The sequence below is a fragment of the Pseudoalteromonas rubra genome (assembly GCF_001482385.1).
Classification (GTDB): Bacteria; Pseudomonadota; Gammaproteobacteria; order Enterobacterales; family Alteromonadaceae; genus Pseudoalteromonas; species Pseudoalteromonas ardens.
Window position 1 is genome coordinate 3,260,717 of the sequence record NZ_CP013611.1, and the last position, 13,657, is coordinate 3,274,373.

The 13,657-nt window shown below is 49.6% G+C and carries 13 protein-coding genes; 9 read left to right on the plus strand and 4 right to left on the minus strand.

All coding sequences use genetic code 11. The annotated features are described in order from the left end of the window. Positions 1-99 precede the first annotated feature (99 nt). Together AT705_RS14235 and AT705_RS25295 are read left to right on the plus strand one after the other, a co-directional pair. Entirely contained in the window at positions 100-960 is an 861-nt protein-coding gene (locus tag AT705_RS14235) for a PD40 domain-containing protein (protein ID WP_208856738.1), read from the plus strand. Between the two features lie 110 nt (positions 961-1,070). Then, positions 1,071-1,223 (plus strand): hypothetical protein, encoded by a 153-nt coding sequence (locus tag AT705_RS25295; RefSeq protein WP_156202128.1) that lies wholly within the window; start codon positions 1,071-1,073, stop codon positions 1,221-1,223. Between the two features lie 57 nt (positions 1,224-1,280). On the opposite strand, the gene AT705_RS14240 is transcribed toward AT705_RS25295, so the two are convergent. Together AT705_RS14240 and AT705_RS14245 are read right to left on the minus strand one after the other, a co-directional pair. Further along, a complete protein-coding gene (locus tag AT705_RS14240) occupies positions 1,281-1,604 on the minus strand; it encodes a putative quinol monooxygenase (protein ID WP_058797066.1) in 324 nt (107 codons plus the stop codon). Further along, positions 1,594-1,815 carry a DUF2798 domain-containing protein gene (locus AT705_RS14245; RefSeq protein WP_058797067.1) on the minus strand — a complete coding sequence of 74 codons (222 nt, stop codon included), beginning with the start codon at positions 1,813-1,815 and terminating at the stop codon, positions 1,594-1,596. Before AT705_RS14245 ends, AT705_RS14240 begins: the two co-directional genes overlap by 11 nt. Positions 1,816-1,901: 86 nt before the next feature. Here AT705_RS14245 and AT705_RS14250 point away from each other — a divergent pair, with 86 nt between their 5' ends. Next, positions 1,902-2,756, plus strand: coding sequence for a LysR family transcriptional regulator (locus tag AT705_RS14250; protein ID WP_058797068.1), 855 nt, complete (start codon positions 1,902-1,904; stop codon positions 2,754-2,756). Between the two features lie 161 nt (positions 2,757-2,917). Here AT705_RS14250 and AT705_RS14255 read toward each other — a convergent pair whose 3' ends face one another. Then, positions 2,918-3,949 (minus strand): hypothetical protein, encoded by a 1,032-nt coding sequence (locus AT705_RS14255; RefSeq protein WP_058797069.1) that lies wholly within the window; start codon positions 3,947-3,949, stop codon positions 2,918-2,920. A 273-nt stretch (positions 3,950-4,222) separates the two neighbouring features. On the opposite strand from AT705_RS14255, the gene AT705_RS14260 reads away from it, so the two are divergent. The 3 genes from AT705_RS14260 (at position 4,223) to mutM (ending at position 7,247) form a co-directional block, all read left to right on the plus strand. Beyond that, positions 4,223-5,866 carry a methyl-accepting chemotaxis protein gene (locus AT705_RS14260; RefSeq protein ID WP_082668999.1) on the plus strand — a complete coding sequence of 548 codons (1,644 nt, stop codon included), beginning with the start codon at positions 4,223-4,225 and terminating at the stop codon, positions 5,864-5,866. Between the two features lie 83 nt (positions 5,867-5,949). Then, complete coding sequence (locus AT705_RS14265; RefSeq protein ID WP_058797070.1) at positions 5,950-6,438, plus strand: hypothetical protein; 489 nt, start codon at positions 5,950-5,952, stop codon at positions 6,436-6,438. Beyond that, on the plus strand, positions 6,438-7,247 hold the full coding sequence (gene mutM, locus AT705_RS14270; RefSeq protein WP_058797071.1) for a bifunctional DNA-formamidopyrimidine glycosylase/DNA-(apurinic or apyrimidinic site) lyase: 810 nt from the start codon (positions 6,438-6,440) through the stop codon (positions 7,245-7,247). Before AT705_RS14265 ends, mutM begins: the two co-directional genes overlap by 1 nt. On the opposite strand, the gene AT705_RS14275 is transcribed toward mutM, so the two are convergent. Beyond that, on the minus strand, positions 7,244-8,374 hold the full coding sequence (locus tag AT705_RS14275) for a M20 family metallopeptidase (protein ID WP_058797072.1): 1,131 nt from the start codon (positions 8,372-8,374) through the stop codon (positions 7,244-7,246). The two genes, mutM and AT705_RS14275, sit on opposite strands and share 4 nt — an antisense overlap. 189 nt (positions 8,375-8,563) lie before the next feature. Between AT705_RS14275 and AT705_RS14280 the strand changes: the two genes are divergently transcribed. The 3 genes from AT705_RS14280 to AT705_RS14290 all read left to right on the plus strand — a co-directional run bounded on the left by AT705_RS14280 (position 8,564) and on the right by AT705_RS14290 (position 13,631). Beyond that, on the plus strand, positions 8,564-9,511 hold the full coding sequence (locus AT705_RS14280) for an ATP-grasp domain-containing protein (RefSeq protein WP_058797073.1): 948 nt from the start codon (positions 8,564-8,566) through the stop codon (positions 9,509-9,511). A gap of 58 nt (positions 9,512-9,569) precedes the next feature. Continuing rightward, on the plus strand, positions 9,570-10,964 hold the full coding sequence (locus AT705_RS14285) for an ATP-grasp domain-containing protein (RefSeq protein WP_058797074.1): 1,395 nt from the start codon (positions 9,570-9,572) through the stop codon (positions 10,962-10,964). A gap of 75 nt (positions 10,965-11,039) precedes the next feature. Continuing rightward, positions 11,040-13,631 carry a M14 family zinc carboxypeptidase gene (locus tag AT705_RS14290; RefSeq protein WP_058797075.1) on the plus strand — a complete coding sequence of 864 codons (2,592 nt, stop codon included), beginning with the start codon at positions 11,040-11,042 and terminating at the stop codon, positions 13,629-13,631. Positions 13,632-13,657: the final 26 nt, after the last annotated feature.

The window sequence follows — 13,657 nt, forward strand, 5'->3', positions numbered from 1 at the left end:
AAACATCAGCAAAACTTCAAGTTATCTCCGGGGTTGTCGGTAAGCTAGGTTTGTGTTTGCAACAGATTATGAAGTAGGCTTAGCCAAAGGAGTTTTATTATGAAGTTAACCAGATTGCTGGTGGTGCTGTTTTCAGCGTCACTGACGAGTACCATCAGCCAGGCCGAGCAGGTATCTGATGTGCTAACAGGCCCTTACCTGGGCCAAAAAGAGCCGGGTACTACGCCACAAGTCTTCGCCCCGGGGGCTGTTTCCACACAACATCGTGATTACAACGCGTTCTTTTCACCCGATATGACGGAGTTTTATTTTACTCGAAAAGATAATCACACGGGTAAGTGGACTCTAATATCCTACATCCAACGCGACAATCAGTGGCATGAGCAGGTGGTGGGTCCACGGGTGGGGCGTCCGTTTTTAGCGCCTGACGGGAAAACCATGCATCTGGGTAAATACTATATGACGCGCACAGCCTGTGGCTGGGGGTCGTTGCAGGTATTGGGTCCGATGTTTGACAGGGACGACTGGGGGATCATGCGTCTGACTTCATCCAGTAAAGGCACGTATATACTGGATGATTACAAGAGCGGTGATGTGATCCGCGTCTCTGAGGTAGTCAACGGAAAGCGTCAGCCGCCGAAGGCCCTGGGTCCCGAGGTGAATACGGGTAAATACAATGCACACCCGTTTATAGCCCCTGATGACTCGTACATTATTTGGGATGGTCAGAGAGAATCCGGATATGGGGAGAGTGATTTATATGTCAGTTTCCGTCAAAAAGATGGTAGCTGGGGTGAGGCGATTAACCTAGGGGACAAAGTGAATACGTCAGGCCGGGAAGCATCAGCCAGCGTGACCCCGGACGGTAAATATCTCTTTTTTAACCGCAATGTAGGAGATAAAGAAGGCGATGTCTACTGGGTTGATGCGCAGGTCATTGAGGTGCTCAGGCCAAATTAAAATCCAGTCGCAACAGGCTTTGGTTGTTCTTTTTTTGTACCATTTTTCTCAAGCCTGTGTTAAATCTGGATCGCCCTCTGAGGCATCAACATTAAGATTAAGGACAGAATATGAAACTGAAATTAAATAAAAAAGCAGTGAAAACCTTACAGAGCAAAGGGTTAAATACAGAGCAGACGCAAGTTATCGCGGGCGCAGGCAATCAGGCAAGTGTTGATATTTGCTGGACACACCCGGCCTATGCAGCTTGTCGAATGCACTAAGTTGTAGATGCTATAAATAACTATAATGCCCGCGATTTGCGGGCATTTTACTGCCCGTTATACAGAGACGTCTGTCAAAAAGTGCAGTTCCGGAGGACACGTGAGCCCGTCCTGATATAGTCGGTATACGGCCTGGGTATAGGGTTGATGATGATGGAAATCAAATGCACTTTGCCGGGCAAACCGTTCTATCAGGATCAGCTGAGTGTGCGTTGTGTTTTCATATAGCTCAAAGCGCTGGCACCCGGGCTCCTGTCGTGTTATCTCCATGATCTCTTCTATGGCAGACTTACAGTTTTGGTAGTAGGCGGCTTTTGGATTAATATAGGCAACCAAATTGATTGCATCGTCATTCGTGGTGTGTTCAGTGTCATTTGACATGGTTTCGCTCCAGAATAAAGTGAGTAAGGGAGTGGATTGGCCCGCTGAGCAGATAAGCCGTGACTAAAGCAACGGGCCAGGCATGAATAAACGCCCTGAACCAGTGCTGCAAAAATCCGGGCGCTACACCCAGATTGACATAGGTGACCCAGCCCGACACCAGTGTCGACAGGCAAAATGAAAATAAAGTAGTGAATATCAGTTTTTGCATCGCGCTCCTCCGTTTCATACCCATCATAACGGGCTTGAGCAGAAGCGGAATGTCAGAATAAGCAAGCTAAGATTAAGGAAAACCACATGCTCGATGATCTGCTGCTCTTTGTTGAAGTGGCTCGCCGGGGCAGCTTTGCGAAAGCCGCTGATGCGTTAAGCCTCAGCGCACCAACCATTTCTAAACGGATTGCCGCGCTGGAAGCTCGGCTTGGTTATAGCCTGTTGAATCGCTCAGCGCGCGGTGTGTTAGCAACATCTCATGGCCAGGCCGTCTATGAAAAAATGGCTCCGTCGCTGCTGGCCCTGCAAACTGACTGCACCGCGTTGTTAAGCCCGCAAGTCAGTGCATTTCACTTATTGTGTCCGCAGAATTTGATCAATGGCCCTTTATATCCTGTGGTTGAGTCTTTTCAGCGCACCCATCCGGACATTGTGTTGCACATTGAACCGGACAATACCAATGTGTTGCTGAGCCAGAAGCGTTTCGATGTGATTATTCGGGTAGGCACATTGCAGGATTCCAACTGCTATCACACGCGTATCGGCGAGATTGCACTAAAGTGTGTGGTGCCTGAACAGGCTAAAGAAACGAACACCTTGTTCATGCCATTTAAAAAGGAACAAATTCCGGATTCTGCACAGTGGCGCGATCTATTGTCCCGCTTTGAGCACTTCTCTTACGTGGGAGACATCACGTTAGCCAGGCAAATGGTTGCATCCGGCCTGGGAGCGGCCGTCTTGCCGATGACAGAAGTCGCTGAACTGGACAAACCGTTTTGCTATGTGGGCGAGTGGCAACATCTGCGCCCGGTCTATGCATTGTGGGCCAACGTACAGCAACCGCCCCCTCTTGCGCAGGAGTTTATTACTTTGCTGCGTCAGGCGGCTCAGTGCTCAGATGTGCTTCGGGGTAATCTGGTTGATGTGGTGAGCAAATGAGTTTTTATCGGTTTGATAAAAGAGAAAACGCGCACTTAAAGTGCGCGTTTATCAGTGCCGTCGCGAAGGGGATTGTTTAGTACACCGTACTGCGAACCCTTCATCTTATAAAACGAGCGGCCTAGATATTCGGATCACTCATTTTTCATTTTTTGTCAAATTTACAGATAAAGCCTAAATCGGGCTTCGCCTTCTTCTCGGTAGCTGATTTGGGTGTCTGCATCACCTTGCACCGCCAGGTAGCAGCTGCCGTAGGCTTCAGGAACCTGATAGTTTTTCACCGGCAGCTCGTTAAAGCGCTGATAGCCATTTTGACAGTATAAAGCGACAGTACTTAGGCTACCATTTTCTGCACTGAGTGAAATGGTGCTGCGGTTAAGTGTATGGCGCCAGGTGCGTAATTCAGCCAGTTTGGCAGTGACCGTGATGACCGGGTTAGCGTCAATTTGTTCCTGCAGCTGCGCACTAAACTCAGTGATAGTTTGCTTAGACAGTTGTTTGTTTTTGATCTCTCGCATTTTGAGCAGGGTGGCAAACGCATTACCGTATTGCTTCTGATAGACCTCCAGGTTCATCAGGCTTTGCATCGACATCAATGCCAAATCTGGCGTAAGCAAGTGATGTAGGTGCACAGCTTCTCTCAGGTGATATTCGTACTGATGCCAGTCTTGCACGTTGTAGAAATAGGCGCTCAGTAGCCAGGCGCTATACGCACGCTCTGTGAGATTTTTAGTGTGATCCTCAACCAGGCTATCGAGTGCGGGTTTGGCTTCGGTCATTTGGTTGCTGACCACTAAACGCTTTGCCTCGTCAAAATACTTGCTAAAGACAGTGGAGACATTGTCGTTGGAGTATTGCTCAAACACCTTATTGAATCTGATCGGCAACTGGCTGGCAGAAGAGATTGCGTTTTCACCCAGCCGGGCAGGTTGATAAGTGCGTATTGTCAAAGCTGATTTAGCTCTGTGAACAGGCTTGGTAGCTGAGGCTTCGACCAGTGCATGTACGGGTTTGCCGTTCGGATCTACCATGTAGTCGACAAAAGCCCAGTGTTCGCGCCGACTGCCCTCTATCGCTTCTGAAGGGCGTATTGAGCCACCGTCTTCAATTACTTTGGCCGGCACAAATTGCGCATTAGCGAATGTAGGTGAAGAGAGTAGGCCTGTGATCAGGCAAAATAGTGCTTTTTTCATTGTAAGTATTCCAATTTCTAGCTCCGACAACCATATCAGAGCGTTACGCCTAAAGAAGTCGATTAAGCGCGAAGAAACAATTATACACGTATCATCCGTGCGCGATAAGGACAACGCTTGGGTGAGTCCCTGATATAGTTTCAAATGAATATGGCTGTTGTAAAAGCAACCAGCTGTTTTTTCTATCATAGTAATTCGTTTTATCTGCTTTACAGCTTTATTTAGTACGACTAACTTTGAACTTTCAATATGTTGCTATCATGGAGGCACAATATGGTGCAGTGGTTAATGGGATTGTCGGTAAAAAGCCGATTGGTGGTCGGGTTTGGTATTGCGTTGGCATTATTGGTCGTGATGACCATTATTGGCAGTAATCGCGTGGCATTTATCGATCAGACGCTAACAGAGATCACGGACGTCAACTCGGTGAAGCAACGTTATGCGATTAACTTTCGAGGCAGTGTGCACGACAGGGCGATTGCCATTCGGGATGTCGCGATTGCCAGAAGTGCATCCGAAATAGCTGAATATGAACGGGAAATCGATCAGCTTGCCCGCTTCTATCAGGATTCAGACGCAAAAATGACGCAAATGATCAATTCAGGCGGGCACTTTAGCGCTCAGGAACGTGAGATCCTGGCTCGTATAAAGCGCATTGAAGCTCGGACATTACCGCTTATCCGCACCATATTGAGCAATAAAAAAGCCGGCCAGAGTGTCGATGCCCTGGTACTGGATGAAGTGCGCCCGGCTTTTATCAGCTGGCTCAATGTGATCAACGAGTTTATTGATTATCAGGAGCAGCAAAATCAAACGCTGACCCCCGCAGCGCGTGAAGCCGCGGGTGGATTTTCCCAGCTTATGTTGTGGTTTACCTTTATTGCGGTGGCCATCAGTGTGCTGGTGGGCTGGGCGATAGAGCGCAGTTTCCAGCGCTCACTGGGTGGAGAGCCTCAGGATGCGGCGGCTGCGGTAACGCGGATCGCAGGGGGCGATCTGACTATGCAGATTGACACCGAGTACCCCGATAGCATGCTGGATTCTGTCTGTCGAATGTCTGGTGAGTTAACCCGGATCGTCACCAGCATTAAAGAGGTGTCTGAGCAGCTTTCTGTGCAGGCAAGCGCTGTGACTGGTGCTTCTGGTGAGATTTATGATGCTGCGCAGCATCAGGCAGAAGCCACCAGTAATACGGCGCAGATGCTCGACTCGTTGCGGGAAAATATGATGCGGGTGAGTGACATTGCCAAACAGACGGAAGAAAATTCAACACAAACGGTGACTTTTGCTGATCAGGGGCGCCAGGCCATTCGTAATACCGCTGATGCGATGGACACCATTGCCCAGACGGTTGACGGCACAGTATCGCAGATCCAAAAACTGGCAGAGCAGACCAAACAGATAGGTGGCATCGCCAATGTGATCAGTGGTATCTCTGAGCAAACCAACCTGCTGGCACTGAACGCAGCCATCGAAGCAGCACGGGCCGGCGAGTCTGGTCGCGGCTTTGCGGTGGTGGCAGATGAAGTCAGGCAGCTGGCACGCAGAACCTTTGAAGCGACGGATCAGATAGAAACTATGATCCGGGAAGTGCAAAGCGAAACCGCTGCGACGGTTGCTGCGATGGAAAAAACACAACCTCAGGTAGAGCATGGTCGCACACTCACGTTTGAAGCCACCGAGCTACTTGAACAAATAGATAATCAGGCACAAAATTCACTGTCACAGGTGGGTGAAGTGGCCAGTGTTGCACAGCAACAAGCATCGGCAATTAATGAGGTGGCATCGAATATGGAAGAGATCACCCTGGCAGCTCAGGATGCGATGAGTGCCCTGAATGACAATAAACAGGCCACCGGAAAACTGTCGGAAATGTCTGGTGTATTGAGTAAAAACATCGGCTTCTTTCGGATCTGAGTGTACTTAACTGACTGTGCAGGATATGATCCAGAGCCTCATCAGCCCGCAGTATGGCGGGGTAAGCAAGCCGTGGAGTAGTTATGCGTTTGAGTCGTAAAGCATGGAACAATGTGGTGATCTTCTCTATGTTGATCATGATCTTTTTCCTTAACGGCATACACCAGAAAATTAATCCGCCAGCGGAAGAGCGCGGGAGCATGCCGCTTTTTGAACAGCAAAGTTTCGTACTGGCGCTGGGCTTTCCGGGTTATAAAATTGAGCGCATAGGTACATCCTGGCGGCTCAGTGCCGATGCCCAGGCAAATTGGCAGGCGCAGCCGAGTGTATTGGAGGCGTTAGTCACCCAGTGGCAGGAAAGCGAACTGACCGTCATTGATAATCCAGGCTTGCCAGCGAGCGCTGCACTGAGTGTTGCTCAGTTCTGGCTGGCCGGCAGTGAACTGCCGCTCAGCTTTCAGCTGTATCATCAGCAGCACAGCTATTATCTTTTTGCCAGACAATCACAGCGTTGGTTTAGTATCAGTAAAGCACAGGCGCAACAGCTATTTGCCCCAATTGAGTTGAAGTAATGCCAGAATTACCAGAAGTAGAAGTCAGCCGCTTAGGCATTGAACCCCATATCCTGAGCCAGGGTGTCAGTAAAGTTATTGTACACCAGCGTCAGTTGCGCTGGCCGGTCCCTGAGCAGGTAAGCCTGTTGGAAGGGCAAGTGATCAGTGCCGTGAAACGGCGGGCAAAATATTTACTGCTGGAAAGCCCGCTGGGCACGGCCATCTTACACCTTGGCATGTCGGGCAGCCTGCGCGTTGTGGCGCAGAATACGCCGTTAAAAAAGCACGATCACATTGAGTTTCATTTTGCCAACGGGCTGGCACTGCGCCTGAATGATCCCCGCCGTTTTGGTGCCTGTCTATGGCAAGGGACCACTGAAGAGCACAGCGTATTTGCAAAATTGGGGCCGGAGCCGCTTACTGAGGCGTTTACAGCCGAGCACTTGTATGCAGCCAGCCGTGGTAAAAAGGTGGCAATCAAACAGTTCATTATGGACAACCATGTCGTCGTCGGGGTGGGTAATATTTATGCCAATGAATCTTTGTTTAAGGCCGGGATCCATCCCAAACGGGAAGCCGGTAAAGTATCATTGCAGCGCTACCAGCGTTTAACTCCCATTATTAAGGAAACCCTGGCGAGTGCCATAAAGCAAGGTGGCACCACCCTGAAGGATTTTGCGCAAAGTGACGGTAAACCGGGCTACTTTGCGCAAGAATTACTGGTTTATGGGCGCAAGGGCGAACCTTGTGTCAGCTGCGAAACAACCCTGAAAGAGATCCGCCTGGGTCAACGCAGCACGGTATATTGCCCACAGTGCCAGCGTTAATCGTTGTCGCTTAGTGCAGCTTCTGGCTCGGCCTGATAGCACAGGCTTGCCAGGATCTGTGTTACTTGTTCAATACGCAGTGCAAAGCTGGACTTCAGTGCCCGCTCATGGATGGTGTGATCGCCATCGCCGTAGGGTCCAAAACCATCCAGAGTTGGAGTCCCTGTTGCAGCTGCGGTGTTTGCGTCGGATACCCCACCGCGATGTTCCACCGGCAATTCGTATCCCAGGATCTCATTGATCTCAGACAGTAAAGCGGATTGTTCATCCGTTGGCGCCATCACACTGCGTTGCAACCCGCCTTCTAACTTAACGGATACACCGGTTACTTCAATGGCCAGACAAATGTTCTCGATGCCTTCGAGTAAACGTTGTTGTTCAGAAGCTTTGGTGAAACGGGCTTCGACGACCATAGTGGCGGAAGGTGAAATGGTATTGGCACCAATCCCCCCCTGGATCTTGCCCACATTGACCGTGCTGCCTCGTTTCAGGTCGGTCAGGGCAGACATTTCCATTAACATGTTTGCCAGTGCGAAGTTCGCATCAATGCCATCTCGATAGTGATTACCTGCATGGGCTGCTTTGCCGGTAATGGTGATGGTAAAGGTGGCAATGCCTTTGCGGGCCACAACCAGCTCATGATTTTTACCAGCAGCTTCAAAGACCAGACAGGCATCATATTGCTTGGCGATTTTTGTCGTTAGTGCTTTGCTGTCATCGCTGCCAATTTCTTCATCGCTGACCAGCAACCAGTCAATATTGTGGAGCTTGCCATAAGTGCGTTTAAGCTGGCGCAATGCGTTCAGTGCAACCCAGTTGCCGCCTTTCATATCGCAGACACCAGGGCCATAAACACATTCTTCGTCCTGGCTGAATTCAACAAAAGTCTCCGGCGGATACACAGTGTCCAGATGGCCCAGTAACAGGATCTGTTTGCCTGCGCCTCTGGGGGCACGCAATAACAGATGATCGCCAATATGCTCCCTTTGATATCGAGTTAGTGTGTAGCCCAGAGGGGCGGCCAGTTCAATCATCTGCTCGCCGTGTGCATCGACACCCGGTTTGTGTTTACTGTAAGAATTACAACGAATTAAAGACGCGAGCTCATTAAAGTCAAGACTATCCATAACATGTCCCTGCGGTAATTTTGGGCCCATCGTGGCGATTTTCGATGACAGTTGGGTGACGGAATTATGAACAGTTTTTGGATCCCGGGAGGTACAGAGGAACGATCAAAAATCTGTCACACAGTGCCCTGTAGAATAGCCTTCCTGACCAAATTTTATGCACCTGTTCAAGGACCAAGGAGACACTTTATGACACGCTCTGTTGCGGCGCCGCACGTTGGCATCTGGATGTACGAAAATGGTGGAGGGCGCGAGATTGAACAGCGCCTTGTTCACGCTCTGGCTGAGCGTGGGATCCAAACCAGTACCGGGCTCAATTTACGAGATGCCCGGGCAAAAGATGGCCAGATAATCTGTAATGGCGTTGTGATGGAACAGCTGGATACGTTTTTGAGTTATAACGCCGGCCAGCAAACCCAGTTTCAGGTGTATCTCTATCAGGCGCTGAGCCAGGCCATTCCCACGTTAAACAACTATGATGCGTTTGCGCTTGCCGAAGACAAGTTTCGCACCTCACACCTACTCAACAGCCAAGGGATCTGCACGGCGGATTATCGTCTGTGCCACAAAAACGACATGGATGGGTTGAAGCACGCACTCAGGGACTTTGGTGGCAAGCTGATCTATAAGCCCACTGATGGCTGGGGTGGTGTCGGCATTGTCAAAATCGACAGTGAGCAGGCGCTGGACATGTTGCTGCCTTTTCTGAGCCGTACCGACTTACGTTACTTTTATGTTGAGCGGTTTATTGATTATGACAATACCGATTTCCGTATCGATGTGGTGGATGGCAAGTTTGTCGGCTGTTATGGCCGTAAAGCGCCCAAGGATGACTGGAAAACCAATATTACCAGTGGTGGCTCTGTGTTTGTTCGTGAACCCGACGACGAAGTGGTCGATCTTGCGATCCGTGCCGCGAACACATTAGGTCTGGAGATAGCGGGTGTTGATCTGATCTACGATCGGGAGCGGGAAGAATATGTGGTGCTGGAAGTGAATACCATACCGGCTTTCGCAACACCTGAGCAAGAAGCGCTGGGGCTTAACTTCAACCAGGCCAAGATCGACGCCATGGTGGATTTGATTGAGCGCACTGCGACTCAAAAGCATGCACTGAATACGCACAAAGTGGCCTGATGGCCATATTACTGACCCATTTTACTAACCCATTAATTTTGCCAAGGTGGCCCGAGCAATGACTGCAAAACCCAAACTTCCAAAGATCGGACTTCTCTATCTGGATTACGTGTTACGTTTTTTTGATAAATCCAACTTCAAAGGTTGGCCAGATAAAATCGAAACTGTGGTATATCACTGGGGCAATGACAAAGCGCGTTTTATTGCCGAAGTGAAACAAAAGCAAATTGATGTGCTGATTGGCAATATACCCGCAACTGCCTATGAAACGTTCCGCGAAATTGCCCGTGCATTGCCGCATGTACGCTTTTTGCCCTCACTGGACAGTCAGTTCTCTAATAAATCAAAAGAGAACGTGACGCATTTTTGTCGTAAGTACAAGTTGCCGGCACCGCATACTGAAATCTTTTACGTGCCTGAAAAAGCAAAACGTTATCTCAGTCAGGCCACATATCCTAAGATCATCAAGCGCTCGTATGGCCCGTCAAATTATGGTGGCTACTTTGTGCATAAAGTCGATAACTACGACGAAGCCATGGCACTGCTGACGGAGAAAAAATACTACCCGGCTTATGTACAAGACTTTGTGCCGATGGAAGCAGATATTCGTGTCATGTTGGTGGGTCATAAACCCGTCTGTGCTTTCTGGCGTCGTCCTCCTGAAGGAGAGTGGTTAACCAACACCAGCCAGGGTGGCAGCATGGATTATCAGGCAGTCCCTAAGTCGGTACTTAAGCTGGCGACCGCCGCCTCAAAAGCTGCCAACGCCGAATACTGGGCCTGCGATATTGCGTTGGGCAAAGATGGCAAGCTACGCATTTTGGAGTGTGCCACGGCATTTGCTGCGTTCCCATATATTCGAGATTGGATAGGCCAGTATCTGATGTGGCTGCTCTCGGATGGTCACTTCCGTAAGCCAACGATCCCGCTATATAACTGGGAAGAGCTTGGCAAAATTGATTCACGTTTGCTACGCACGATGCGCCATATCGGCTTTTCCAGCTATACACCAAGCCAGGATTGTGGCGAGGTATTTCATGGTATGGATGAGCAGCACTTTCCTATCCTGGATACCCAGTATCAGCGTCTTGAAGAGTGGCCAAGTGAGATCTGGAATTTGCAGGATAACTTTGTGTTGCACGCTAAATCAGCCGCAGCCAAAGCCTGTCAGCCTATTCCCGGTAGTGATGAGCAGGCTGGCCTGGAGCTGAATAGTTACCCTGCGCCTGTGTTCGATGATGCTCAGATCCGGGAGATCCTGGCACAGGTGAAAGGCATTGGCGACAAGATGATCGATGAGATCATGTCGACCTTTGGTGCACATGGCGTCGTTGAAGCGCTAAACACTGAGCCGCAACAACTTTGTGTGGTGAAAAACCTTAAGGACAAAAAATTAGAAAAGATCGTTGCACACTGGCAACAGGTCATGCCGTCTGGAATGACCACACATTAGTGTTTCTTGCTGTACCGGATCAGGCTGGCCTGATCCGGGTTATAGCTTTTCGTTTTCCGCAACTGAGCAACCGCTATGAAAATCCAATACGCGTCCTATCAGGACACCATAGACTTCCTGCAAAGTGCCATGAGCGCACATCCCCATTTGATCCGTTTACAGAGCATAGGTGAAACCTGGGAAGGCCGACCGATCATGCTGGTGACCATCTCGCTGGATGTCACCTACGCCGACGATAAACCGGCGTTACTGTATACCGGATCAATTCATGCGCGGGAGTGGATTGGTAATGAGCTGGCGGTAAAGTTTGTTCAGTATGTAATTGATAACTATCGATTCAACCCAAAGCTGCAAAATGCTTTGACCCGTAATACTTTGTATATGGTGCCGTGCCTGAATCCGGATGGCTTTGAGTATTCCCGCAACCACTTCTCATTTTGGCGCAAGAATCGACGTAACAATGGCGATGGGACGTTTGGGGTAGACCTGAACCGCAATTTTGATGCGAAGTTTATGCGTAATCAGAACACAGGCTCGAATACCTATGGCGGGCCTCACGCGTTTTCTGAGCCAGAAACATGTGCTATTCGTGACTTTGTAGAAAGTCACGAGAACATTCGTATCGCACTGGATTATCATTCCCAGGGCAATGTGTTTTTTCCGGCGCATAAGTTCAATCATGAGGTAGAAATCGAAGGGACCGATCTGAATGTGCTGTGTGCCAATATGAACCACGAGATCAAAAAGGTAACTGGCCGCCAGTACGGGATCCATCGGGGCAAGCCGCCGGCTCAGCTGATCCACGGTAGTGGCCGAGAGTACTATTATCGCAAGGGGATCATTGCCACCGTGGTGGAAGTGGGTACGCGTAATATTCCGGATTATATGAAAAATATGTCCGAGAGTGTGGCCGAGAATATTCCGGCCGTACAATATGCGCTGAGTGAGGCGATCAATTACTCGCCGTTGGCACCCAAGCGAGTGGAAGGCTTTACCATCAAATCCGTGGCCCATGACAGTGTTGAGCTGGAATGGCAATATGAAGACCGTGATGACATCTATTTTGAAGTCTATCGCAGTCAGCATAACAAAAACCCATGTGGCGAAGAGACCTTAGTCGCCATTACTAAAACGCTGAGCTTTACGGACAGTCAGCTGCTCAGCGGGCACAGTTATTTTTACAACATTCGTGCCGTGGACAAGGTGACCAAGATAAAGTCGCCATTCAGCCCGGAGCTGCGTCTGAAAACCCGTCTGGCACGGACCGAAAGTGCCCGCACTTTGTTTCCTGCCCGTGAATCGGTGGGCTACTTATCGCAAAATAACCAGGTCAAAAATAAAGAGCACTTTGGTTATAACTCTATGTTTATCGGGGTTGATAAGAAGCGAGGTGTCAGCATGGGCGTGGTACAGTTTGATCTCAGCAGTATCAACGCAGGCTCGCAGATCTTAAGCGCCCAGTTCTTTATTTATCCCATGAACCGGGTGGCGGCCAAAATTGAAAAATATGGTGAGTGGTCGGTGGCGATCCTTGATGCTGATCAGATTGAAGACATCTATGACTACGCTGCCATTGCTGAGGCTAAGCCTTTACATACGCTGGGACAAACCATTGAGTCTGACAAACTGACTCAGGGGATCTGGCTGAAATGGCAGTTTAACGGGGTTGAGCGTAGCTTGCTGGCCAAACTCTTAAAACAGCAGCGTCTTTTGCTGCGGTTGCAGGGGCCTAAAAAACTACCGCTGGGCAAAGACTCTCAGGTGATGCAGTTCGATATTGGCTATGGACCGTTTGGTAGCGGCTTACATTATCGGCCCAATCTGGAGCTGGTTTATCAGTTGCCCGAACAGCAACTGGTCCTGAGCCCATTGGCCTGTAATACCATTTATAAAGACAAGGTGGTGGCCGACAAACTGGCATCCGGGTTCGATACCGAAGGCGATATTGTGTACGGACAGATGTCGTTTGACTTAAATGTGGACTTGCCTGTGGAGCGTACGGTGTTTACTAGTGCCTGTCTGACTGTGCGCTCGTGTAATTCCATCGCATCCGCGCGGGATGTGCGCTTTACCATAGAGTTGGTGGAATTGCGGGACGTGGATTATCAACACGTTAAACAGCGCCAGAAAATAGAGTATATCGGCTATGAGGTCAGCAATGAGCAACTCAGAGAGCGTGCCGAGCATCACTTTATTTTCGACAGCTATAGCTTGCAGGAGCTGGAGCGTTTACATCAGGCACAGACACCCTTTTACTTTATTATTCGCGCTACGGCGGAGTCGCAGGCAACGGATGCATTGGTAAACTGGACCAACTGCCAGGATCAGCAACCCGCTCAGCTGAAAATAGATTATATTGCGCGACGCAAACATCCGGTGGCTGCACCACATAATCTACAAACTCAGGTCGAAAACGGCGTGGTGAAACTGACCTGGGACAATGAAGAGGATGAGGATCTGGTGGGCTTTTTCGTGGTACGTAATCGCTTCCATCCGCCACGTTCCCCGTTTGATGGCGTAAAGCTGTATGGCGGTCGGGACAACTATACTCTGGATAATTTTGGTACGCCGGATATCGCCAAGTATTATGCGGTGTTTAGCTATGATGATGTGCCCAATTACTCGCAGCCGGTGACGATATACTACCCGGGCAAAACTGAGGGCTGAGTTTTTTGCCCATAAACTAACAGGAC